General features: G+C 69.7%; 12 protein-coding genes. 10 read left to right on the plus strand and 2 right to left on the minus strand.

The window, feature by feature from the left end; translation table 11 throughout:
• Positions 1-18: 18 nt before the first annotated feature.
• Positions 19-1,758, minus strand: coding sequence for a dolichyl-phosphate-mannose--protein mannosyltransferase (locus FPZ41_RS10220; RefSeq protein WP_322620046.1), 1,740 nt, complete (start codon positions 1,756-1,758; stop codon positions 19-21).
• 62 nt (positions 1,759-1,820) lie between these two features.
• Here FPZ41_RS10220 and rsmI point away from each other — a divergent pair, with 62 nt between their 5' ends.
• The 9 genes from rsmI to FPZ41_RS10265 all read left to right on the plus strand — a co-directional run bounded on the left by rsmI (position 1,821) and on the right by FPZ41_RS10265 (position 13,152).
• Positions 1,821-2,666: a 16S rRNA (cytidine(1402)-2'-O)-methyltransferase gene (gene rsmI / locus FPZ41_RS10225; RefSeq protein ID WP_322620047.1), complete on the plus strand. Its 846-nt coding sequence runs from the start codon at positions 1,821-1,823 to the stop codon at positions 2,664-2,666.
• 305 nt (positions 2,667-2,971) lie between these two features.
• The gene (locus FPZ41_RS10230) at positions 2,972-3,442 is read left to right on the plus strand and encodes a hypothetical protein (RefSeq protein WP_152861234.1); all 471 of its coding nucleotides are present in this window, start codon (positions 2,972-2,974) and stop codon (positions 3,440-3,442) included.
• Positions 3,443-3,489: 47 nt separating this feature from the next.
• Positions 3,490-4,425 (plus strand): TatD family hydrolase, encoded by a 936-nt coding sequence (locus tag FPZ41_RS10235; RefSeq protein WP_228022649.1) that lies wholly within the window; start codon positions 3,490-3,492, stop codon positions 4,423-4,425.
• Positions 4,426-4,621: 196 nt separating this feature from the next.
• Positions 4,622-5,989, plus strand: coding sequence for a resuscitation-promoting factor (locus FPZ41_RS10240; RefSeq protein WP_194236050.1), 1,368 nt, complete (start codon positions 4,622-4,624; stop codon positions 5,987-5,989).
• A gap of 316 nt (positions 5,990-6,305) precedes the next feature.
• On the plus strand, positions 6,306-7,202 hold the full coding sequence (rsmA, locus tag FPZ41_RS10245; RefSeq protein ID WP_322620049.1) for a 16S rRNA (adenine(1518)-N(6)/adenine(1519)-N(6))-dimethyltransferase RsmA: 897 nt from the start codon (positions 6,306-6,308) through the stop codon (positions 7,200-7,202).
• Positions 7,199-8,107: a 4-(cytidine 5'-diphospho)-2-C-methyl-D-erythritol kinase gene (locus FPZ41_RS10250; RefSeq protein WP_322620050.1), complete on the plus strand. Its 909-nt coding sequence runs from the start codon at positions 7,199-7,201 to the stop codon at positions 8,105-8,107. Before rsmA ends, FPZ41_RS10250 begins: the two co-directional genes overlap by 4 nt.
• Positions 8,108-8,265: 158 nt before the next feature.
• Entirely contained in the window at positions 8,266-10,077 is a 1,812-nt protein-coding gene (locus FPZ41_RS10255) for an ABC-F family ATP-binding cassette domain-containing protein (RefSeq protein ID WP_152861238.1), read from the plus strand.
• A 295-nt stretch (positions 10,078-10,372) separates the two neighbouring features.
• A complete protein-coding gene (locus tag FPZ41_RS10260) occupies positions 10,373-12,169 on the plus strand; it encodes an outer membrane protein assembly factor BamB family protein (protein WP_152861240.1) in 1,797 nt (598 codons plus the stop codon).
• 278 nt (positions 12,170-12,447) lie between these two features.
• On the plus strand, positions 12,448-13,152 hold the full coding sequence (locus FPZ41_RS10265; protein WP_152861243.1) for a helix-turn-helix transcriptional regulator: 705 nt from the start codon (positions 12,448-12,450) through the stop codon (positions 13,150-13,152).
• Positions 13,153-13,205: 53 nt separating this feature from the next.
• Here FPZ41_RS10265 and FPZ41_RS10270 read toward each other — a convergent pair whose 3' ends face one another.
• Complete coding sequence (locus tag FPZ41_RS10270) at positions 13,206-16,772, minus strand: FG-GAP-like repeat-containing protein (protein ID WP_152861245.1); 3,567 nt, start codon at positions 16,770-16,772, stop codon at positions 13,206-13,208.
• 602 nt (positions 16,773-17,374) lie between these two features.
• Between FPZ41_RS10270 and FPZ41_RS10275 the strand changes: the two genes are divergently transcribed.
• Positions 17,375-25,006, plus strand: a complete 7,632-nt coding sequence (locus tag FPZ41_RS10275) for a ricin-type beta-trefoil lectin domain protein (RefSeq protein ID WP_152861247.1) — start codon at positions 17,375-17,377, stop codon at positions 25,004-25,006.
• Positions 25,007-25,054 lie beyond the last annotated feature (48 nt).

Genomic DNA, 25,054 nt, shown 5'->3' on the forward strand with positions numbered 1-25,054 from the left:
CGTGGCGTGTCTGCCCAGCTAGACCCACGTATCCAGCCACATCCGAGCCCTCCACGAGTCGATCGGGATCGCGGTGCCCGTGTACAGCGGCCAGAAGTAGATGAAGTTCCACGCGATCAGGAGGACCAGGACGCCCGCGCCCGCCACGCCCGCGACGCGGCGGCGTTCCGTCGAGCCCGGGGGACCCAGGATCGCGCCGATCATCATGGCGACGGCCAGGCAGAGGAACGGGAGGAACACGATCGCGTAGAAGAAGAAGATCGTGCGCTCCTGGTACATGAACCAGGGGAGGTAGCCGGCCGCGATACCGCAGGCGATGGCGCCCGCGCGCCAGTCGCGGCGGAAGAACCAGCGCCACAGGACGTAGACCACGGCGAAGGCGGCGGCCCACCACAGCAGCGGCGTGCCGAGGGCCAGGACCTCGCGGGCGCACTTCTCGCCCGCGTCCGACGGGCAGCCGTCCTTGCCGGGCATCGGGGACTCGTAGAAGTACGAGACCGGGCGGCCGACCACGATCCAGCTCCACGGGTTCGACTGGTACGTGTGCGGCGAGTGCAGGCCCACGTGGAACTGGTAGACCTCGTACTCGTAGTGCCACAGGCTGCGCACCCAGTCGGGCAGCCAGGTGAAGTTGCCGCCCTTGCCCGCCGTCGCCGCCCAGTCGCGGAAGTAGCCGCCCGAGCCGTCGTCGGGGGAGAGGATCCAGCCGGTCCAGGAGACCAGGTAGGTGGCGATGGCGACCGGGACCGTGGCCAGGAACGTGAGGCCCGTGTCGCGCTTGAGGACCGTCACGTACGGGTGCTGCGCGCCCGCGACCTTGCGGGAGCCGACGTCCCACAACACCGCCATCAGGCAGAACGCGGCGATGACGTAGAGGGCGTTCCACTTGGTGCCGAAGGCCAGGCCCAGGCACAGGCCCGCCATCCAGCGCCAGGGGCGGGGACCGAAACGGGTGGTCTCCGCCACATGCGCGTTCGGGCGGACCACCCCGTCGCCGTCCGGTGGCAGCGCGGCGGCGAGCCGTTCCCTCGTCCTGTCGCGGTCGATCACCAGGCAGCCGAACGCCGCCAGCACGAAGAACATCAGCACCTGGTCGAGCAGCGCCGTCCGGCTCATCACGAAGTGCAGCCCGTCCACCGCCATCAGCAGGCCCGCGAGACAGCCGAGGAACGTGGAACGGAACAGCCTGCGCCCGATGCGGCACAGGATCAGGACGGAGATCGTCCCGAGCAGCGCCGGCATGAAGCGCCAGCCGAACGGTGTGAACCCGAACAGCCACTCGCCGATGCCGATGACGTACTTGCCGACCGGCGGATGCACCACGTACGCGGCGTCGGTCGGGACCGAGACGTGACCGCCGGTCTGCAGGATGAGGTCGTTGGCGTTCTTGGCCCAGTTGACCTCGAAGCCGCGGTGGATGAGCGCCCACGCGTCCTTGGCGTAGTACGTCTCGTCGAATATCACCGCCTTCGGGTTGCCCAGGTTCCAGAAGCGCATCAGCCCGGCGAGCAGCGTCACCAGCAGCGGCCCGCCCCATGCCGACCAGCGCGTGATCCGGGCGCCGACCTCCTCGCGCAGCCCGAGCACGGCCCACAGGCGCGGGCCGGGCCGGGTGTACGGGGGCACCAGACGATCACGGACGTCGCCTCTCGGCCTCGCCGTGTATCCGAACCGGCGCAGCCTCTGCTGCCACGACGGCCGCTGCTCTTCGGTGGCCTGGCACTCCCGGGTGTCCATGTCGGACGCGGTACTGGTCACCGCGCCATCGTAGGGAACACGTCTGTGGGAGTCCCGCGTATGCCCCCTGCGAGGATGGAAACGTGACAGGAACCCTTGTGTTGGCAGGCACCCCCATCGGCGACATCGCGGACGCCCCGCCCCGGCTCGCCGAGGAACTGGCCGGGGCGGACGTGATCGCCGCCGAGGACACCCGGCGGCTGCGGCGCCTCACCCAGGCGCTGGGCGTGCAGCCCTCCGGACGGGTCGTGTCGTACTTCGAGGGCAACGAGGCCGCCCGTACGCCCGAGCTCGTCGAGGCGCTGGTGGAGGGCTCCCGCGTGCTGCTCGTGACGGACGCCGGCATGCCGTCGGTCTCCGACCCGGGGTACCGGCTGGTGGCCGCGGCCGTCGAGAAGGACATCCGCGTCACCGCCGTCCCGGGGCCGTCCGCCGTGCTCACCGCGCTCGCGCTGTCCGGGCTGCCCGTGGACCGGTTCTGCTTCGAGGGCTTCCTGCCCCGCAAGGCGGGGGAGCGGCTGTCGCGGCTGCGGGACGTGGCCGGGGAACGGCGCACGCTCGTGTACTTCGAGGCCCCGCACCGGCTGGACGACACCCTAGCGGCGATGGCCGAGGTGTTCGGGGCGGAGCGGCGGGCCGCGGTGTGCCGCGAGCTGACCAAGACGTACGAGGAGGTCAAGCGGGGGTCCCTGGGCGAGCTGGCCTCCTGGGCCGCCGAGGGGGTGCGCGGGGAGATCACCGTCGTCGTGGAGGGTGCGCCCGAGAAGACCGAGGAGCTCGACGCGGACGAGCTGGTGCGCCGGGTGCGGGTGCGGGAGGAGGCGGGCGAGCGGCGCAAGGAGGCGATCGCGGCGGTGGCTGTGGAGGCGGGCGTGCCGAAACGGGTGGTTTTTGACGCGGTGGTGGCGGCGAAGAGCTCCGCGGGGTGAGTCGGGCTTTAGGGCTTTAGGGATGGCTTTAGGGACCGGCCCCAGGTCTGGATGCGCCCCTCTGATGCTCCCCTGCGCCCCATGCGCGGGTAAAAGCGCCCCAGTGAAAGCAAAGCTCGGGCTTTGCACCGGGAGCTCTCCCACAAGGAAAAGCCAAATCGGCTCCAACACTCGACAGGGCTGCTGCGCGCGTACCCGGAGCGGAGTCCACTGGGTGAGGGGACGCACCCGTCCCCCGCCTCCACCGGGATTCCGGGGGGAATCCCGCGCCGGGGGTGCTTGTCCAGCGGACCACAGGAGCTGGCATGACCGAGATCGCAGGGCAGATCGGCCACCGCGGCACGGCGACCGCAGTCGTTCACGAGTCCTATTCCTTCGCCTGCATGCGCTGCGGGCACGGCTGGGAGCAGTCGTACGAGATAGAGCACCACATAGACGGCCAGGGCCAGGAGTTCGTGATGTACGTCGCGGACGGACGGGTCGTCCCGTCGCCGCTGTCCAAGCCCACCTGCCAGAACTGCGACAACCACGTGGTGCGCATCATGCGGCCGGGACAGGTGTCCTCCGTGCAGAGCCACCTCCACGGGCGGTCCCGTTCGGTGCCGCGGCAGATCCCGGCGGACGAGGCGTCGTCCCCGGCGGGGGAGCCGGGGACGACGGGCCAGGAGCCCGCCGAGGGCCAGGATTCGGCCGAGGGCCGGGAGCCCAAGGGGGCCAAGGACCACCACTGGCATCTGTCCGACCTGCTCCACCCGTTCCAGCGCAAGGCGAGCTGACGGCCACCGGACGCCGTGAGGGCATGCCCCCTTCGTAGGATCGGGGCATGCCTTCGAACACCTCTGGCCGACGGGACAAGCAGGACGATCGGGTGAAGCGGGGTGAGCGGAACGAGCAGGACAAGAACTCCGCGCCTCCGCTCCCCGCGCCCCTGCGGGTTCCCGTCGCCGACTCGCACACCCACCTCGACATGCAGTCCGGCACGGTGGAGGAGGCCCTCGCCAAGGCCGCGTCGGTGGGTGTGACGACGGTCGTGCAGGTCGGCTGCGACGTGAAGGGCTCCCACTGGGCGGCCGACACGGCGGCGGCCCACGGGAACGTCCACGCGGCGGTCGCGCTGCACCCGAACGAGGCCCCGCGCATCGTCCACGGCGACCCCGACGGCTGGTCCCGGCAGGGCGCCCGGCAACCGGGCGGGGACGCGGCCCTGGACGAGGCGCTCGCCGAGATCGACCGGCTGGCGGCGCTGCCGCACGTGAAGGCCGTGGGCGAGACCGGGCTCGACTACTTCCGCACCGGGCCCGAGGGCAAGGCGGCGCAGGAGCGGTCCTTCCGGGCCCACATCGAGATCGCCAAGCGGCACGGCAAGGCCCTGGTCATCCACGACCGCGAGGCCCACGCCGACGTGCTGCGCATCCTCAAGGAGGAGGGCGCGCCGGACCGGACGGTCTTCCACTGCTACTCCGGCGACGCCGAGATGGCCGAGGTGTGCGCCGAGCACGGCTACTTCATGTCCTTCGCCGGCAACATGACCTTCAAGAACGCCCAGCCGCTCCGCGACGCCCTCGCCGTGGCCCCGCTGGAACTGGTCCTCGTGGAGACCGACGCGCCCTTCCTGACCCCGGCGCCGTACCGCGGTCGGCCCAACGCGCCGTATCTCATTCCGGTCACGGTGCGGGCCATGGCCGCGGTGCGGGGTATCGACGAGGACGCGCTGGCGACGGCGATCGGCGCGAACACCCGGCGGGCGTTTGATTACTGAGGGATAACGCTTCCGGCACGGCTGCTGGGCCATTCGAGTGACCAACGTCACTGGGTGTCGGCCCGTGTCGCCACGCTGTGTAGTCGCGTTGCTTTGGGGAGTGATGGCCGTTCCATTAGGTTGCGGTCGCCCGATCCGGCCTCCGGCCTTCGGCCTCCCCGAGGAGCGTGTCGTCGTGAGCAGAGCGCAGCATGAGATGTATGGCGAGACGTACGGCGAAAGGTACGGCGAGCCGTATGCCGAGCCGTACGGACCGAGCCCCACCCCTCCGCCGGAGCTGCATGACCCGCATGACCCGCACGACCGGTACGAGGACACGTACCGTCCCGCCTACGAGGCGGCGGCCGAGCCGGTGGTGTCCCCTCCGGAGGACCGGGCGCCCAGCAGACACGGCAAACCCAGCAAACCCAGCAATCCCGGCAGTCGGGCCCGGCCCCGGCGGGCCACGCGCCGCAGACGCGCCGTCGAGCGGCCCGTGCCGTTGCGCCGCCTGGTCCCGCAGGCGCTGGTGGTGGCGTTCCTCGCGGGTGGTACGACCGCCTTCGTCGCCAAGGACAAGGCGATCGAGTTGAGCGTCGACGGGAAGCCGCGCACCCTGCACACCTTCGCGGACGACGTGAGTGAACTGCTCGCCGACGAGGGCGTCGCCGTGGGCGCCCACGACGTGGTGGCGCCCGCGCCGGGCACCGACCTGGCCAGCGGTGACGAGGTGGCGGTCCGCTACGGCCGGCCCGTACACCTCACCCTCGACGGGCAGCGGCGCCAGGTGTGGACGACGGCGCACACGGTGGACGGGGCGCTCGAACAACTGGGAGTGCGAGCGGAGGGGGCGTACGTGTCGACCTCGCGCTCCCGGCGGATCGGGCTGGAGGGGCTGGCACTGGACGTCCGCACCGAGCGTACGGTCACGATCATGGCGGACGGCCGCCCGCGGACGATCCGTACGAACGCGGCGACCGTGCGGGAGTCCGTGGAGCAGGCCGGGATCACGCTGAAGGGGCAGGACACGACGTCCGTTCCGCAGGACGGCTTTCCGCGGGACGGGCAGACGATCACCGTGCTGCGGATCACCGGGGAGCGGGAGGTGCGCGAGGAGTCGATCCCCTTCGACGTGCTCCGAACGGACGACCCGTCCCTCTTCCAGGGCACGGAGGTCGTCGAGCGGGCCGGGCTTTCGGGCGTGCGCCGCGACACGTACTCCGTGCGCGTCGTCAACGGCGTCCGGCAGAAGCCGCGCCGTACCCGCTCCGAGGTGGTGCGCGAGGCCCGGACGCAGGTGGTGAAGGTGGGGACGAAGCCGGTGCCGACGTCCGTGCGGGGGGCCGACCACCTGAACTGGGCGGGGCTGGCGGCGTGTGAGTCCGGCGGGCGGCCGGGTGCGGTGGATCCCTCCGGGACGTACGGAGGTCTCTACCAGTTCGACTCCCGTACCTGGCAGAACCTCGGGGGTGTGGGGCGGCCCCAGGACGCGTCGGCGGACGAGCAGACGATGCGAGCGAAGAAGCTGTACGTACGCAGTGGGGTCAGCCCCTGGCCCCACTGCGGGGGGCGGCTGCACGGCTGATTCCCGTCCCTTCCCTGGGGGCTGCCGCCCCCGGACCCCCGCTGGTCGGCCTGAAGGGCCTCGTCCTCAAACGCCGGACGGGCTGAATACCCAGCCCTCCGGCGTTTGAGGAGCGGGGGTGCGGGGGCCGGCCCCCGAACGGGGTCCGGGGCGGAGCCCCGAAGGCGGGGCCGGGGGGACAGCCCCGAATCCCCGGGGGTCCAGGGGGCGCAGCCCCTTGGCCGGGGTCGAAGGGGCGGAGCCCCTGGAGATGGGACGGGTAGGGGCGGCGGGGGCGAGAAACAACCCGGCACTCACCCACCCGTACCCTTGGCACGTGAGCAGCCCCACCCCCGACGCCCTCCTGGGCCCCGCCGACGTCCGCGAACTGGCGGGAGCCCTCGGCGTACGCCCCACCAAACAACGCGGCCAGAACTTCGTGATCGACGCCAACACGGTACGGCGGATCGTCCGCACAGCGGAGGTACGCCCCGACGACGTGGTGGTCGAGGTCGGTCCGGGACTCGGCTCGCTCACCCTCGCCCTGCTGGAGGTGGCCGACCGCGTCACCGCCGTCGAGATCGACGACGTACTCGCCGCCGCCCTCCCCACCACCATCACCACCCGCATGCCCGAGCGGTCCGACCGCTTCACGCTGGTGCACTCCGACGCGATGCACGTACGCGAACTGCCGGGCCCCGCACCCACGGCCCTCGTCGCCAACCTGCCCTACAACGTGGCCGTCCCGGTGCTCCTGCACATGCTGGAGACGTTCCCGAGCATCGAGCGCACGCTCGTCATGGTGCAGTCGGAGGTCGCCGACCGCCTCGCCGCCCCGCCCGGTTCCAAGGTGTACGGCGTCCCGTCCGTGAAGGCCAACTGGTACGCCGAGGTCAAGCGAGCGGGCGCCATCGGGCGCAACGTCTTCTGGCCCGCGCCCAATGTCGACAGCGGTCTCGTCTCGCTCGTCCGGCGAGCGGAGCCGGTCAGGACCGCGGCCTCGCGGCGGGAGGTCTTCGCCGTCGTCGACGCCGCGTTCGCGCAGCGCCGCAAGACGCTGCGCGCCGCCCTCGCCGGCTGGGCGGGGTCGGCCGCCGCCGCCGAGGCCGCCCTCGTGGCCGCCGGGATCTCACCGCAGGCGCGCGGCGAGTCCCTCGCCGTCGAGGAGTTCGCCCGTATCGCGGAGCACCGTTCCGCGCAGAACACAGAGCCCAAGGAGCCGGTCCAGCAGTGAGCGTCACGGTACGCGTCCCCGCCAAGGTCAATGTCCAGCTCGCGGTGGGCGGCGCCCGCCCGGACGGCTTCCACGACCTGGCCAACGTCTTCCTGGCGGTCGGCCTGTACGACGAGGTCACCGCCACTCCGGCCGACGAGCTGCGCATCACGTGCGCGGGGCCGGGCGCCGACCAGGTCCCCCTGGACCGTACGAACCTGGCGGCCCGCGCCGCCCTCGCCCTCGCCGGACGGCACGGCCTCGATGCCGCCGTGCACCTGCACATCGCCAAGGACATCCCCGTCGCGGGCGGCATGGCGGGCGGCAGTGCGGACGCAGCGGGCGCGCTGGTGGCGTGCGACGCGCTGTGGGGACTGCACACCTCCCGTAACGAACTCCTCGACATCTGCGCCGAGTTGGGCAGCGACGTACCCTTCAGCCTGGTCGGTGGTGCCGCGCTCGGCACCGGGCGGGGCGAGCAACTCCGGCCCCTCGACGTGGGCGGCACCTTCCACTGGGTGTTCGCGGTCGCGGACGGAGGACTCTCGACCCCGGCCGTCTACCGGGAGTTCGACCGCCTCACGGAAGGCACCGAGGTTCCCGAGCCCCTCGCCTCCCAGGAACTGCTCGACGCCCTCGCCAAGGGCGACGCCACCGCCCTGGCGGCCGCCCTCTCCAACGACCTCCAGCCCGCGGCGCTCTCTCTCTTCCCGTCACTCGCCGGCACACTGGCCGCCGGTCGCAACGCCGGCGCCCTCGCCGGCCTCGTCTCCGGCTCCGGGCCCACCACGGCGTTCCTCGTACGGGACGCCGAGAGCGCTGCAGAGGTCGCCGAGTCCCTCGTCGCCTCCGGTACGTGCCGCACCGCCCGTACCGCCACATCACCCGCGCCGGGAGCGACCGTGGTCGGGCGTGTCACTGGCTGAGGCCGTCAAGGCCGTCAAGGCCGACGGCGGGGCCCGGGTAGGCAGCCCCAGGGAAGGGACGGGAACGGGCAGAGGCGGCGGGGGCGAAACAGCCCGGCGGGCAGCCGGACGCGACGCGTACCCTGGAGGGTCGATCCACCCCTGCGCTCAGGAGAGTAATGGCCGTCAACCTCGTCAATGTCGAGAACGTCAGCAAGGTGTACGGCACCCGCGCCCTGCTCGACGGAGTCTCCCTCGGCGTCTCGGAAGGCGACCGCACCGGCGTGGTCGGACGCAACGGCGACGGCAAGACGACCCTCATCCGCATGCTCGCCAAGCTGGAGGAGGCCGACACCGGCCGCGTCACCCACTCCGGAGGACTCCGGCTCGGCGTCCTCACCCAGCACGACTCCCTCGACCCCGAGGCCACCGTCCGTCACGAGGTCATCCGCGACCTGGCCGACCACGAGTGGGCGGGCAACGCCAAGATCCGGGACGTCCTCACCGGCCTCTTCGGTGGCCTCGACCTCCCCGGCTTCCCGCAGGGACTCGACACCGTCATCGGCCCCCTCTCCGGAGGCGAGCGCCGCCGTATCGCCCTCGCCAAACTGCTCATCGAGGAGCAGGACATCCTCATCCTCGACGAGCCCACGAACCACCTCGACGTCGAGGGCATCTCCTGGCTCGCGAACCACCTGCGCGAGCGCCGCTCCGCCCTCGTCTGCGTCACCCACGACCGCTGGTTCCTCGACCAGGTCTGCACCCGCATGTGGGACGTCCAGCGCGGCGCGGTCTACGAGTACGAGGGCGGCTACTCCGACTACGTCTTCGCCCGCGCCGAACGCGAGCGCATCGCCGCCACCGAGGAGGTCAAGCGCCAGAACCTGGTCCGCAAGGAACTGGCCTGGCTGCGGCGCGGCGCCCCCGCCCGCACCTCCAAGCCGCGTTTCCGCGTCGAGGCCGCCAACGAACTGATCAAGGACGTGCCGCCGCCGCGCGACAGGAGCGAACTGATGAAGTTCGCGAGCTCCCGCCTCGGCAAGACGGTCTTCGACCTGGAGAACGTGACCGTCCAGGCCGGTCCCAAGGTGCTGCTCAAGCACCTCACCTGGCAGCTCGGCCCCGGCGACCGCTTCGGCCTCGTCGGAGTGAACGGCGCCGGCAAGACCTCGCTGCTGCGGGCCCTCGCGGACGCGGCGCGCTCCGCGGGCGAGGAGCAGCCCGCCGCGGGCCGGATTGCCGTCGGCAAGACCGTCAAGCTCGCCTACCTCTCCCAGGAGGTCGCCGAACTCGACCCGAACTTGCGGGTGCTGGAGGCCGTGCAGCAGGTCCGTGACCGGGTCGACCTCGGCAAGGGCCGCGAGCTGACCGCGGGCCAGTTGTGCGAGACGTTCGGCTTCGGCAAGGAGAAGCAGTGGACGCCGGTCGGCGACCTGTCGGGTGGTGAGCGTCGGCGGCTCCAACTGCTCCGCCTGCTCATGGACGAGCCGAACGTCCTCTTCCTCGACGAGCCCACCAACGACCTCGACATCGAGACCCTCACCCAGTTGGAGGACCTCCTCGACGGCTGGCCCGGCTCGATGGTCGTCATCTCCCACGACCGGTTCTTCGTCGAGCGGACGACGGACCGGGTGTACGCGCTGCTCGGCGACGGTGCGTTGCGGATGCTGCCGCGCGGAATCGACGAGTACATCGAACGGCGCCACGCGATGGAGGAGAGCGCGGCGAGGGCGACCGCGCCCGCACCGAGCGCGGAGAAGGCGGCACCGGAGAAGAGCGCGGCCGACCAGCGGGCCGCCAAGAAGGAACTGCAGAAGATCGAGCGGCAGTTGGACAAGATCTCCGAGAAGGAGACGAAGCTGCACGCGGCGATCGCCGAGAACGCCACGGACTTCGCGAAGGTGGCCGAACTGGACGCGGAGCTGCGGGACCTGGCGGGGCAGCGCGAGGAGTTGGAGCTGCGCTGGCTGGAGCTGGCAGAGGAAGCGTGACCGCTCCGCTTCCAAGGGCCGTTTTGGAAGGCCGTCTTGGATGGCCGTCTTCGAGGGCCGTCTTCGAGGGCCGTCTTGAAACCGACGGTTTCGCGTCCCATGAAGCGACAGTGAAAGAGCATAACGAGGGCATCACGGGCCGGTCCTCCCTTGGGAACGAGGGAGTGACCGGCCCGTGCGTGAGAGCCTCGCGGCGGTGGGCAGTGGTAGAAAGAGCCGTCTGGGAACACTCCGAGAACCAACACCTCGCGTGACAGCGGGTGGCTCAAAAGCAGCGAAGAGGGGGAGCGCGCTGATGACTCAGCCGCCCAATCAGCCGCCGCAGGGCGGCTTCGGCGCGCCCGCCCCGGGCTACGGCTACCCCCAGGCGCCCCAACAGTCCCAGCAGCCGCCACAGCATCCCCAGCCACCGCAGTCCCCTCCGTCGCCCGCGCCGCCACAGGCCCCGGGCTACGGCGCCCCGGGCCAGCAGCCTCCGTACGGCCAGCCGCCCGCGTACGGCCAGCAGCCTCCCTACGGCCAGCCTCCCTACGGCCAGCCCCCCTACGGCCAGCCCCCCTACGGTCAGCCGCAGTACGGCTACCCGCAGCCGACCCCACCCCAGCAGCCCCAAGCCGGCCTGGGCGGCCAAGTCGGCCAGGGCGGGCGGAAGGTCAACTCCCAGCTGGTCATCATCGTCGCGGCCGTCGCCGCCATCGCGCTGATCATCGGCGGTGGCGTCTGGTACGCGTCCTCCGGCGACAAGGACGCCGACGGCAAGAACAACTCTGCGGACTCCGGCGGCGCCACCGGAGGCGACGACGCGGGCACCGGCGGCACGTCCGGCGGCGGGGACAACGGCGCCCAGGAGAAGGTGCCCTCCAGCACCAGCGCCCAGCTCCTGTTCGATGTGCCCGCGCCCGAGATCAAGGACCGGCAGCAGGTCGACAGCATCAAGGGCTCCTGGCTGACCGACTCGGTGTACGTCAAGGGCGGCGTCTCCAAGATCGAGGGCCACGACCCCGACAACGGCGACGTCCGGTGGACGCTCCCGCTGGCCGGCCAGACCTGTGCGGCCTCCCGTGAGGTCAGCGCCGACGGGGTCGCCGTGGTCGTGCACGAGGAGAAGAAGCGCGACGGCAAGGGCCTTGCCCAGCCCTGCACCGGGATCACCGCCTTCCGGGTGGCCGACGGCAAGAAACTGTGGACGCGGAGCGCCGAACTCAGCGGCGCGGCCGTGGCCTTCACCCAGGTCACCATCTCCGGTTCCACGGCCGCGGTGGGCGGTCTCTACGGAGGCGCCGCCTTCGACGTGAACACCGGCAAGCCCCTGTGGGCGCCGAAGGTCAGCGAGTGCGTGGACGTCGGCTACGCCGGCGGCACCCAGCTCGTCGCGGTCCGCAAGTGCGGTGACTTCGGCGACGAGCAGTACGAGGTACAGCTCCTCGACCCGAAGTCCGGCTCCAGCAAGTGGAGTTACAAGCTGCCCGCCGGCATCGACAACGCCAAGGTGATCTCCACCGAGCCGGTCGTCTTCGGTGTGGACTCGGGCGAGATCACCGCCTCCGGCTTCACGGACGTCTTCTCGCTGGACGACAACGGCAAGCTCCGTACGAAGATCACGACCCCGAAGGGCAAGTACAAGTCCGACTGCGCCGTCGGCGAGGTCTGGGACTGCAAGGGGGTCACGGTCGGCAACGACAAGCTGTACGTGTCGACCGAGGAACACAGCGGCAGTGGCAGCGCCCAGACCAACGAGATCGTGTCCTTCTCGCTGGCCACCGGCAAGGCCACCGGTGAACGCATCGACGCGGGCGACGGCTACGCGCTGTTCCCGATCCGCATGGACGGGCCGAACATCATCGCCTTCAAGGACGGCCCGTACAACAAGGGCGCCCAGGTCGTCTCCGTCGACACCTCCACGCTGAAGACCACCAAGCTCCTGGAGACCCCGGCCTCCCGGGAGACGCTCATGGCGATCAGCAGCATGGTCCCGGATTCCGCCGAACTCCTCTACAGCAACGGGCGGCTCTTCATGGGCAAGGAACTCGCCGGCAAGGCGTACTCCCCGGACGACAAGAGGTACGCGGCGCTCGCCTTCGGCGCGAAGTGATCCCCATTCGGTGCCGTGCAACCCCATGCGCCCCCGGGCCCCTGCGGAACGGCCCCGTCCCTGCTCAGGGGCGGGGCCGTGCACTTACCCCTCATCACTCTCGAATGGGAGGGATTTCGGTAATCCCGGGCACTTCTCCCGCAGAGGGGGAGCGCAACGTCGAACAAGCGTGTAGCTTCCGGGGGCATGAAGAGCGGGGGAGTCAAGGGGGATCTGTTCGTGGGGACCAGTGGGCAGCCATAGTGGTGCGCCATTGGGGGGGACTGGGGGGTTGCTCGATGGGAGTGCGGCTCATGGTGGTCGACGACCACCGATTGCTCGCCGAGGCACTGGCCTCGGCGCTGAAGCTGCGCGGGCACAGAGTGCTCGCCGCGGCGGCGCCCGCCGCGGGGGCGGCGGAACTGGTGATCACCCGGGCACCTGAAGTGTGCCTGTTCGGTACGGCGGCGCCCGCCGAGCCGGGGATCTTCGATCCGGTGGTGCGGATCAAACGGGAGCGCCCGCAGGTGGCGGTGCTGGTCCTCGGGCCGGTGCCGAGCCCGCGCGGCATAGCGGCGGCGTTCGCGTCGGGCGCGTCGGGGTACGTACGGCACGACGAGCGCATAGAGGGCGTCGAGCGCGCGATCATGAAGGCACGGGCGGGCGAGGCGGCGGTCGCACCCGCCCTCCTCCAGGGCGCCTTCAGCGAACTGCTCAACCCGGCCGCCCAGCCCGACGACGAGGGTCAGCGCCTGCTCCAGATGCTGACCCCGCGCGAGGTCGAGGTACTGGTCAGGGTCGCCGACGGCGAGGACACCCGCCTGATCGCGGCCGGCATGGGCATCGCGCCCAGCACCGCCCGCACCCACGTTCAGCGGGTGCTGATGAAGCTCGGCGTCGGGTCGCGCCTGGAGGCGGCGGCCCTGGCGGCCCGCACGGGTCTGCTGGACCGCGCGAGCCCGCTACCGCGTCCCGGGGAAGACCTGGACGCGAAACCGGAGTGACCATGTGAGCCCCACGCCCCAAGGGGCGCGGGGCTCACCCAGCGGAGCGAACGTCAGCCGAACGACAGCTTCGTCGTCGCCCACTCGCTCCCGGAGCTGATCACCGTGGTCCCCGTACTCAGCGTCGCGGCACCACCCTTGTAGAACTTGATGCTGCCGTCGCTCGCCAGGGCCCAGATGTCGGGGATGCCGTCTCCGGTGACGTCGGGTGTGCCGTAGAGGAAGTTCGTGGGCACGGTGGTCGTGGACCAGCCCTCGGCGTAGATCTCGTCGGCGCCCGTCTTCGAGTCCACGGCGGTGGACAGGGAGGCGATGGTGGCGCCGCCCGCGCTGTCCTTGATGCCGTAGCGGATGTAGAGACGGCTGGAGGAGCCGGACCGCCACACCAGGTCCGGGGCGCCGTCCTTGTCGTGGTCGCCCACGGAGACCAGGTCGCGCTCGGCCCACGCCGTCGAGGCGATCTTGGTGACGGAGAGGAAGCTCGCGCCGGTGTAGCCCTTGAAGGCCCACAGCTCGCCCGCTCCGGCGGTGGCGAACAGGTCGGCACGGCCGTCCAGGTCGTAGTCGCCCACGATGATCTGGTCGAACGTCGCCGGGTCCGGGGAACCCGACGGCAGCCGCACGGACATACGGCCGGCGATGTCGACGCTGCCGTAGCCGTCGCCCGGGTAGACGTACAGCTTCCCGTCCGGCATCCGGGCGAACAGGTCGCCGATGCCGTCCGCGCCGAGCGCGTCGCCGCCGTGGGCGATCAACGCGGGCTTGCCGTCCTCGCCCATCCAGTAGCCGGGCCGGTGGTCCTCGCCGTCGCCGTCCGGGTCGGTGAGCAGCCCGATGCCTCCGTCGTGCGCCGCGGAGAGCGAGACGTGCAGGTCACCGGTGGTGGTGGACGGGTACAGCCACAGGTTCCCGGCTGTGGAGATGGCGAACAGGTCGGCGATGCCGTCACCCGTGGTGTCCCCGGGAGCGTCGGCGGTGTCGCGCGGGGTGACGTAGAAGAGGTACTTCGTGCCGAGCGAGACGTTGCCCGCGCCGTCCACGGCCCGCACGTACAGCACGTTGGGCCCGGCGGCCGGCGGCTTCAGGGAAAGGGTCGTGGCCGTCCCTGCGGCCACGGTCTTGCTGTTCGCGTAGCTCGTGGTGTTGAAGGAGTACTGGAACTTGGTGACGTCGGTGTCGTCGTCCGGCGCGAAGGTGAAGTTGCCGGCCGTGCCGAACTTCACCTCGGACCACACGGAGCCGTCGTCGTCGGCCGCCGGGAAGTCGCTGGAGGAGACGAGGGGCTCGTTGGGCGCGGAGCTGTCGAAGATGAACCGGCACACCTTCGGATCCGCCGTCGGCGCGTAACTGGAGGCGGCGCCGCTGGAGTCGATGGCGCGCACGCGCCAGGAGTACTGGTGCCCGTTGGTGAGCGCGGACTTGGAGACGGTGACGGAGGCCTTGCCCGCGCTGGTCACGGTGACGTTCCGGTCGAGGATCTTGTCGTCGCCGTAGCCCGTACGCCACAGCTCGAAGTCCAGGTACTTCAGGTCCTGCCGGGTGGAGATGTCGTCCGGGTCGGAGGACGCGGCCGACAGCACCAGGTCGCGCTTGCCGATGTGGATGTACGGGGTGGTGCGGTCACAGCCGCCGCCGGGGGCCTGCGCGAGCGAACTCGGTGTCCTCGGCTTGCGGTTGTAGACCATGGTGAGTTTCGGCGCGCTCTCGCCCTCCGCGCGGAACTTCTTCCACGAGTACGCCGAGCTCTCGTTTTCCGCCTGCAGCCCGATCGTGAGTTCCTTCCAGCCGCCGTCGGCCGCGTCCTGGGCGATCGACTTGGCGTCGTAGACCACATTCGCGTCGGGGCAGGACGAGTTGTAGCCGTGAGCGAAGGACTTGGTGCCGATCCTCTTCTTCTGGGCCGGCTGGTTGTCCCAGGTGGTCTTGGAGGAGATGCCGCCGGTATGCCACAGCTCCATCTCACGTGCGGAGCAGGACCAGGAGTACGTTTCGCGCAGCCGGATGGAGGCGGACGAGACATGGGCGCCCTTGATGCTGCTGGACCAGCCGAGCCGGAAAAAGGAGCGGGACAGGCCCCAGGTCGTGGACTCGAAGCCGACGCGGGCCTCGGTGGTGCCGGTGTTGTAGTTGGCGCCGTCGTAGAAGCTGGACTTCGGGTACTTCTGGTATGCGGTGGTCCAGTTCTTGGTCTTGCCGTAGATCGTGGGGTCGATGAAGACCGGGTAGACCGTGTCGTCGGCGTCGAGCAGATCGGCGTCGGGGATGACGGTGAGCCCGGTGGACGCGGTGCCGGGAGCGCTCAACTCCGCGTTGGCCACGGCCAGATGGGTGCCGGGGTCGGGGCCCGCGAGGCCCTTGAGGCCGAAGACCTCGTCGTCGGTGGGGGCGGTGCGGAGCGCGCCGGTCGCCGCGTGTCCCGTGCGGACGGCGGTCCGGGCGACTGTCCGTGCGCTTGTCCGGGCGACGGTGCTGTCGGCTTTCGCGCCGTGCCGGTACGCCACCGGGTCGGCGGACGTATTGTCGGTCGGGGCGCTCTCCTCCTGGCTCGTGGGGCCGTCGCCGGGCTCCGACGTCGGCGTGGGCGCGTCGGTGTCCATCCCGTCCTCGGGCACGGGGCGCTCCTCGCCGACCTCCTCACCGGGCTCCTCGGAGTATGAGGGCGTGGGCTCGGGGTCCTCCTCGGGCGGCTCCGGGTCGTCGCCCTCGGTGACGGCGTACGTCCCGGCCGAGTCCCACAGGTAGGGGGTGGGGGAGACGACGATCTCCTCGCCGTCGCGGTTCCGGCCGGTGACGACCTTGGTGACCGGATCGAGGTGGAAGGTGAGGTCGGGTGAGGACAGCCCGTACGACAGCTTCGTGAGCGCCGGGTCGGCCGCGGCCTCGGCGCTGTGCACGATCAGCACATGGCTGAAGCCGCTGGCCTGTGCCGTCAGCATGAGGTCCACGCCGTCGAACACGTTCCGGTACAGGGCGCTCGACCCGCTGATCACCGGCTCGGGCAGCTCTCCCGGCCAGCTCAGGGTGACCTCATGGCCGCCGCTGCTGAGGACGGCCAGCTCGCTGTAGGTCTCGGCGTCCGCGGCAGCCCGTACCGTGCGCCCGTCGTTCGCGACGGTGTACACGGCGCTGCGGACGCCTCTCACAGCGGCCGGCTTCTCGCGCGCCGACGCGCCCCGCCCGGCCGTGCCGCCACGGCCCGCGCTGTCACCGCCCGCCGAGAACACCACGGGATCAGCTGTGGCCTTCGACGTCCAGCCGCCCTCGACCTCGACGAGCTCGGTGTCTATGGGCTTCCAGGCACCGTTCACCTTCGCCCGTACGGGAGCGCCGTACGCGACCAGCTCCAAGCGCCCGTCCGGACGGGCGTACGTCATGGAGGTCTCGTCGCGCAGGGCGGTCACCTCGACGCGCTTGCCGGAGGAGACCGCCTGCTCCAGGGCCGCGTCCTGGTCCACCGGCCGGGTGGCGGACTTCTTCGTCTCGGCGGGCGAGTCGGAGGGGTCCTGATCGTCGAGGAGGGGAACGGTAAGGAGCCCGAGGCCGAGAGCGCCGGCGATGAGGGCCGCCACCCCCGCCCGGGTGCGTCTGGACGCGGGCAGGCCGAAACGGCGACGTTCCATGGTGATGGGTCCCCTCCCCCTGAATCCCCGAGAACCGAGAACTCTGTGAATCCCCTTTTCCAATCCCCTGCGCTGTCCGGGCGTGAAGTGACGTGGCCCGGGAAGGCGCGGACAGAGCATGACCCATGCATGGGGATTGCGCCATAGCGTTCGGCCGCTTTACCCGGAGACCGTCCGATGAACGGAACCGTATGGTCCGTTCGTACATCTGCATACATGAGGTCGCGTACAGGGGAGCTGCAGGAGCGAGCCGGGAGGGGCGAAGTGGGCACGGTGTGTCAAAAAGCCTTCATTCGCGTCGGCTTGACGGTTGATTGACTCCCCTTTGACTTGATCATCCTGGAGTGATCACTTCTGGTGTTGCCTGTGGGAAATCCCCCCGGATAAACCTCTGATCCTCGATTCTCCAGGGAATTGATAATTCGCTCTGTGAGCTAAATCACTGGACTCCGGTGACTTGTTGACTTTCCGTGAAGCGCTGCCGGAGCATTCGTGCTCGTCAAATGAAGAGAGCGGGGGGCCGCGCTATGTGGGGATCGCTGTCGTGGTGCGGCCGGGGACGGTTCGCGCGGAATCGCGCCGAACGCCGGAGACGGACGCGGATGCGCGCCGGAGTCATCGGCGCGCTCACGGTGGCGCTGCTGGTGGGCGCCGTACCCGCTGCCTCCGCGCTGCCGCCCGACGACGACCGCAGCGGCGTCGACCTGGTCGACCTTCCCGCCGTCGAGAAGTCCGAGGGCGAGGACGGTGGTCAGCTCGCCGAGTTGACCACCTCCGAGGCCGAGGACCCCGAGGAGTACGACCCGTCCAACGTCACGGCCCCCGCCGGCGGCACCGTGACGAAGGACCTCACCGGCCTCACCCCCGGTGAGCTGGTGCCGGTGGCCCAGGACGATCAGGAACTCCCCGTCGCCCTCGGCGCGCCCGAGGACGCCACCACCACCGAGGCCGCCGCACTGGAGGGTGAGTGGCAGGTCTCGCTCGCCGGCCAGGACGAACTCGCCGACACCGTCATCGAGGGCATGGCGCTGACGGTCACCCCGCCGGCCGAGGCCACCGGCGACGCCGTGATCGCCCTCGACTACACCGACTTCTCGGAGCTGTACGGCGCGAACTGGGCAGACCGCCTGTCCTTCGTCCAGTACCCGTCCTGCTTCCTGACCACCCCGGACACCGAGGGCTGTGCCGAGCCCACCGAGGTCGCCACCGAGAACGTGGTGGAGCAGACCGGCACCGACAGCGACGGCCAGCCGGTGTACGAGCGCCGCATCCTCGCCACCATGGACGTCGAGTCCCTGGCGGCCGGCGGCACCTCCGCCTCCACCGCGTCCCCCGCGGCCGCCTCGGACGAGGGCACCGTCAGCGACGCCCTGTACCGCGAGGGGCAGCAGGAGCGTCTCGCCACTCTGGCCGCCGCCACCGCCGAGTCGGGCTCCTCCGTACTGCTCGCCACCGACTCCGGCAGCGGCTCCAAGGGCGACTTCTCCGCTACCCCACTGGTCAGCGCGGGTTCGTGGTCGGCCGGCAGCAACTCCGGCGGCTTCTCCTACTCGTACGCCCTGCAGACCCCGACCGTCCCCGGCGGACCCTCGCCCGCCGTCTCCTTCGGCTACAACTCCCAAGGTGTGGACGGCCGTACGTCCGCATCCAACAACCAGTCCTCCTGGATCGGCGACGGCTGGGAGTACAACGCGGGCTCCATCACCCGCACCTACAAGACCTGCCGCGACGACCGTACCGACGGCAACAACGCGAGCCGCAAGACCAGCGACCTGTGCTGGGGCTCGTACAACGCGGTCCTCACCCTGGGCGGCACCACCACCGAACTGGTCCTGCCCGACGGCGCCGACCCCACGGGCGACAAGTGGGTCACCGCCAACGGTGACGGTTCGCGCGTCGAGCTGCTGAAGAACACCGGTTTCGACAACGGTGACGCCGACGGCGAGTACTGGCGCGTGACCACCCGCGACGGCACCCAGTACTGGTTCGGGCGGCACCAGCTCCCCGGCTGGAGCGAGGGCGACGAGACCACCAACTCGGTCCTGACCGTGGACGTCGCGGGCAACCAGAGCGGCGAACCCTGCTACAAGGCGGGCGACTTCGCGGGCTCCTTCTGCAAGCAGGCCTGGCGCTGGAACCTCGACTACGTCGTCGACCCCGACGGCAACGCCATGACCATGTGGTGGGCGCGCGAGGGCAACTACTACGCCAAGAACCAGAAGTTCAAGGGCACCTCCTACTACCACCGCGGCGCGTGGCTCGAGCGGATCGACTACGGCCTGCGCAGCGACGCCTTGTTCGCCGACCCGATCGCCCGAGTCACCTTCGACGTCGACGAGCGGTGCTTCAGAGAGGGCGACCTCGCCTGTACAACGGAGAACTTCACCTCCGGCAACTTCGGCCAGAACCGCATCTGGTACGACACCCCGGCCGACCTGTACTGCGCCAAGGACAAGGAGTGTTACGTCCCCGTCCCCACCTTCTGGACGCGCAAACGGCTCGCCCAGGTGACGACGTGGGCACAGCGCACCCAGGGCTCGACGGCTCTTTCGAAGGTGGACAGCTTCAAGCTCCAGCAGTCCCTGCCCGCCGACCTCACCGACGAGGGCGTCGCGCTGTGGCTTGAGTCGATCACCCGCACCGGCTACGGCACCGACGGCGAGGTCATCGCCCTCAACCCCGTGCGGTTCCTCGCCAACAGCCAGCCCATGCCGAACCGCGTGAAGGAGGGCGCGAGCGACCCGAACCCGGCCTTCGACCGCCTGCGCATCACCCGGATCGTCAGCGAGTACGGCGGCGAGACCGCCATCACGTACAAGGCCCCGACCGGCGCCTGCAAGTCGGGCAGCGGTTTTCCCGACGTCGAGGACAACACCGGACTCTGTTACCCGGTGTACTGGAACCCGGACCCCGACAAGGAGACCATCGACTGGTTCCACAAGTACGTCGTCGAGAAGGTCCAGGAACTCCCCGCCCTCACCGGCGTCGACCCGGTCACCACCGAGTACGACTACCCGGACGGTGCGGCCTGGGCCCTGAACCAGGCGGAGTTCAGCAAGAAGAAGACCCGCACGTACGACCAGTGGCGCGGCTTCTCCCGCGTCAGGACGTACACGGGCACGGACTCCTCCACCGCGTACATGTCCACCGAGCGCGGCATGACCGAGACCCGATACTTCCGTGGCATGCACGGCGACCGGCTCCCTGGCGACGAGGGCACCCGCTCGGTCACGGTCACCGACTCGGACGGCAAGACGATCGCCGAGGACAAGGAGCCCTTCGCCGGCCGGGTCGCGGAGACACTGACGTACACGAAGAAGGGCGGCGCCCTGCTGACCCGTGACGTCGACTACCCGACCGCCACGGTCCTCGCCACCCGCACCCGCTCCGGCGGCATCCCGGCCCTCAAGGCGTACCGCGTCCTGGAGGACCACAGCGTCTCGGTGACCAACTCCTCGGGCTCCGGCGACGACACCCGCACTTCGCGCACGCTCCGCACGTCCACCACGTACGAGGACACCTACGGCCTGCCGATCGAGGTCGAGACGCTCGGCGACACCGGCAAGTCGGGCGACGAGACGTGCGCGGTGATGAGTTACGCCCACAACACGGACAAACACCTGATCGGTCTGCCCAAACAGACTCTGACGACCGCGGGTACGTGCGCGCAGGCGCCCTCGGCCACGGCGGACGACTGGGTCGACGGCTCACGGGTCGCGTACGACGGCGGCGCGTACGGCGCCACCCCGACGTCGGGTTCGGCGACGACGACGTGGGCCATCAGCGGCAACGGCGGCAGCTGGACGCAGGACGGCAAGGTCGCGTACGACTCCTACGGCCGGACGACGTCCACGGAGGACGCGAAGGGCAACGTCGACAGGACGACGTACACCCCGCCCACGGGCCAGGTCTACGAGCTCAAGACGACCAACGCACTGGACCACAGCGAGACGACGACGCTGGAACCGGGCCGAGGCGTCTCCCTCAAGGACTCCGACGCCAACGGCAACACCACCACCTTCACCTACGACGCCCTGGGCCGCACCACGCAGGCCTGGGCCCCCACCCGGTCCACCGCCAAGTCCCCCTCGGCGAAGTTCACGTACGACACCACGATCGGCAGCCCGGTCTCGGTGACGACGGAGGCGCTGACGGACGACGGCGACTACGACGTCTCCACCGTCATCTACGACGGCCTGGGCCGCGAACGCCAGAAGCAGGAACCGGCGGTCGGCAAGGGCCGCCTGATCACGGACGTCCTCTACAGCTCCAACGGCACCATCGCGCAGACGAACAACGCGTACTACGCCACAGGCGACCCGTCGACGACGATGTTCGAACTGGACTCGGACTACCAGGTCCCGAACGCGACGCTGTACGCCTACGACGGCCTGGGCCGCACGCTGACCGAGACGCCGTACCTGCACGGTACGGAGGAGCCGGCGAAGCAGACGCGTTACGTCTACGGGGACGACTACTCGACGGTGATCCCGCCGTCGGGCGGGGCGGTGCAGCGCAGTTTCTCGGACGCGCTCGGCCGCACGGTACGGGTGGACACGTTCACAAACGCGGCCCGTACCCAGTACCGCTCGACGCGCTACACGTACGACGAGCGCGGCGACCGTGTGGAAGCCGAGGACAACAAGGGCAACACGTGGAGCTGGAAGTACGACGCGCGCGGCCGTGAGGTGGAGTCGACCGACCCCGACACGGGCACGACGACCACGACGTACGACGTGCTGGACCGCCCCGAACTGGTCACCGACGAGAACGCCACGGTCTGGACGGGCTACGACCAGCTGTCCCGCCCGGTGGAACAGCGCAGGGACTCCTCCACCGGCACGCTGCTGGCGTCCACGAAGTACGACACGCTGATCGGCGGCGCGGGCCTGCCGACCTCGCAGACCCGCTACTCGGACGGGGTGGCGTACACGACGTCGGTGTCCGGCTACACGGCTGACTACCAGCCACTGGGCAAGAGGATCACGCTGCCCGACTCCATAGCGTCGGGGATCGGCCTGCAGAAGGAGTACGCGTACAGCTTCGAGTACTCGGAGACGGGCCTGCTGGAGTCGGTGAACCTGCCGGCCGTGGGCACCCTCCCCTCCGAGAAGCTGGTCATCCGCTACAACGAGGACGGTCTGCCGGTCTCGACATCGGGTCTGGACTGGTACACGGCGCAGACGTCCTACTCGCCCTACGGCGAGGTACTGCGCACGGTGAGCGGCGAGCAGCCCAACCGCGTGTGGACGACGAACCTGTTCGACGAGGCGACGGGCGAGCTGACCCGCAGCGTCGTCGACCGCGAGTCGACGAGCGACACCACGACGGTCACCAGCCACCGCGTCAACAGCCGCTACTACGACTACGACGACGCCGGCAACGTCGAGCAGATCACCGACTACTGGAACAGCCTCACCGACCGCCAGTGCTTCACCTACGACGCGCTGGGTCAGCTGACCGAGGCGTGGACGTCGCAGAACGCGGGCTGCAAGGCGTCCGGCAAGACGACCCGGGCACCGAAGTACGACGACGGCACGGCGAACGTCACCGCGGACAACGACGGTTACTGGCAGACGTACGAGTACGACGAGCTGGGCAACCGCAAGAAGCTGGTGGAGCACGACCCGCGTCTGGACACCTCCAAGGACGCCACGACGACGTACTCGTACGGGGCTTCGGACGGCTCGCAGCCGCACACGTTGACGGGGACGTCGTCGACGTACAAGGCGGAGTCGGGTGCGCAGGTCACGAAGGCCGGGACGTACACGTACGACGACGCGGGCAACACGAAGTCGCGGACGGTCGACGGCTCGGAGCAGGCGCTGACGTGGTCGTGGGACGGTCAGGTCGACTCGGTCACGGGTTTTGGTGAGAACGGCTCGGGTGCGTGGCTGGGTCTGGCGAAGAAGTGCCTGGACGTGCAGGGCGGATTGACGACGGCGGGTACGCCGCTTCAGCTGTACTCGTGCAACGGCTCGAAGGCGCAGCAGTTGCGGATCGACGCGGTGGCGGGGTCGTCGGATCCGTCGACGGGCGCTTTGAAGGTGCTGGGCAAGTGCGCGGTCCCGTCGGGCGGTGGCTCGGCGAACGGCACGGCTGTGGTGCTCGCGGAGTGCACGGGCGCGGCGGGCCAGCAGTGGAAGGCGACATCGGCGGGGACGTTGCAGCATGTGTCGTCGAGCAAGTGCCTGGCGGTGCCGGGCCCGAACTCGGCTGACGGCACGGATCTGCAGCTGTCCACCTGTGACGGTACGGCGGGGCAGTCGTGGGCGCCGGACAAGCAGACGAAGTACGTCTACGGCGGTGACGGTTCGCGTCTGCTGTCGGTGTCGGCGACTCAGCTGACGTTGTATCTGGGCGAGGCGACGGTCTCGATGAACGCCAACAGGACGCCGGCGTTCACGGAGCGGTACTACTCGCAGCCGGGCGCGCCGACGGTGATGCGGAGTGCGATCGGGTCGGGTGCGGCGGAGTTGTCGGCGCAGGTGACGGATCAGAGCGGCACGGCGTACGTCAATGTGAAGCTGGCGTCGGGCAACCAGGTGAAGTTCTCCAAGACGGACCCGTTCGGCGTGGAGCGCACGGAGCACCCGAGCTGGCGTTCGCAGCGTTCGTATGTGAGTGGGGACGACGATGCGTCGAGTGGTCTGGTGCATCTGGGGGCGAGGGAGTACGACCCGTCGTTGGGCCGTTTCCTGTCGGCGGACCCGGTGCTGGACTTGGCGGACCCGGTTCAGATGAACGGGTATGTGTACTGCGAGAACAATCCGGTCACCTTCGCTGACCCGAGCGGTCTGGCGTCGGAGGGCGGGAACCTGACGGAGTTCGGGGGTCCGTCGGCGTCGCAGGAGGCGTGGGCGAAGAAGACGCTGAACACGTCGGTCGCGGACATCATCATGTCGGTCGGCTGGGCGGCGTTGAAGGACTTCGTCGGCTGGAACGACGTGGTGGGCTGCTTCTCGCGGGGTGATCTGTGGGCGTGCGGCAGCCTGTTCATCCAGGCGATCCCGTGGTCCAAGCTGGGGAAGATTCCGTCGGTGTTGAGGGCGGCGTCGCGTATCGCGGGTGCGGTCAACGCGTTGATGAGGGCCAAGGAGAAGGCCCGCAAGATCATCGAGTTGGCGAAGAAGGCCAGGGAGCTGGCGCGGAAGGCGGCGGAGGCGAAGAAGCGGGCTGCTGCGCGGGCGGCCCAGCTGAAGAAGAAGGCCAAGGAGGCGGCCACCCGGCAGGTGAAACGGGCGGCGCAGAAGACCGGCAATGCGGTCCAGAAGATGCAGAAGGCCGCAGCGAAGAAGGCAGAGTCGAAGCCGCGGCAGGCCAGGGCGAGAGAGGAGTCGTCAGGGGGCGGCGGCGGAAGCTGCTCCAAGAATGGAGGGGAGGACAACAGCTTCACCCCTGGTACCAGGGTGCTGATGGCCGACGGCTCCAGCAAGCCGATCGAGGACGTCAAGAACGGCGACAAGGTCCTGGCCACCGACCCAGAAACGGGCGAGACCGCTGTCGAGATGGTCACCGCCGAGATCCAGGGCGAAGGCGTCAAGAACCTGGTCAAGGTAACCCTCAGCACAGGCAGCGACGGCGTCGGCCAGGACGCGAAGACACCCACAGTCACCGCCACCGACGGCCACCCGTTCTGGGTCCCCGAACTCGGCGAATGGATCGACGCCACTGACCTCAAGACCGGCCAGTGGCTCCGCACCAGCGCCGGCACTCACGTCCAGATCACGGCAGTGAAACGCTGGACAGCGCCTGCGGCCACGGTCCACAACCTTACTGTCAGCGATCTCCACACGTACTATGTGCTGGCGGGGGCGACGCCGGTTCTCGTTCACAATTGCGGCGAGGCGGCAGTCGACACGAATGCAGTGACGGATGCCCTCTCGGGCGCAAAGACCGCTGAAGTAGATGCCGCCTTGGCGGGGCGTGCCCCGGTGCTTTCGCCGACTGCTCATCGTGAACTACTCGAAGGTGGACACTCGGCAGATGCCATTGGTAGCTGGTTGTCGGAGCGGGGAGGACGCATGGGACCGGCTTCCACCAGCGAAGGCGTTGCTTCACTCCAGGCTCGCCTCAGGGGCATGTGGAAGGGCAAGTCCTTCAATCCGATGATTGCCGACGACGACGCTTCGGTCTTGCATTCGGCGATACAGGACGGATTGTCGATCATCACAAACGACAAGAGATTCTATAAGAATATCGAAAGGCTCGGATATTCGAGTGAGCGATATTAGTTGATCATGCTGTTTGGGGTGCTCCGTGCTTGCTGGCTTGCGGGGCAC

Origin of the sequence: Streptomyces acidicola, assembly GCF_009377235.1 — a bacterium.
GTDB classification, from domain to species: Bacteria; Actinomycetota; Actinomycetes; order Streptomycetales; family Streptomycetaceae; genus Streptomyces; species Streptomyces acidicola.

Bases quoted from the DNA above. Each gene is read 5' to 3' on its own strand.
- FPZ41_RS10230 (WP_152861234.1), top strand. From the start codon at position 2,972: ATGACCGAGATCGCAGGGCAGATCGGCCACCGCGGCACGGCGACCGCA.
- FPZ41_RS10235 (WP_228022649.1), top strand. From the start codon at position 3,490: ATGCCTTCGAACACCTCTGGCCGACGGGACAAGCAGGACGATCGGGTG.
- FPZ41_RS10240 (WP_194236050.1), top strand. From the start codon at position 4,622: ATGTATGGCGAGACGTACGGCGAAAGGTACGGCGAGCCGTATGCCGAG.
- FPZ41_RS10255 (WP_152861238.1), top strand. From the start codon at position 8,266: ATGGCCGTCAACCTCGTCAATGTCGAGAACGTCAGCAAGGTGTACGGC.
- FPZ41_RS10260 (WP_152861240.1), top strand. From the start codon at position 10,373: ATGACTCAGCCGCCCAATCAGCCGCCGCAGGGCGGCTTCGGCGCGCCC.
- FPZ41_RS10265 (WP_152861243.1), top strand. From the start codon at position 12,448: ATGGGAGTGCGGCTCATGGTGGTCGACGACCACCGATTGCTCGCCGAG.
- FPZ41_RS10270 (WP_152861245.1), bottom strand. From the start codon at position 16,772: ATGGAACGTCGCCGTTTCGGCCTGCCCGCGTCCAGACGCACCCGGGCG.
- FPZ41_RS10275 (WP_152861247.1), top strand. From the start codon at position 17,375: ATGCGCGCCGGAGTCATCGGCGCGCTCACGGTGGCGCTGCTGGTGGGC.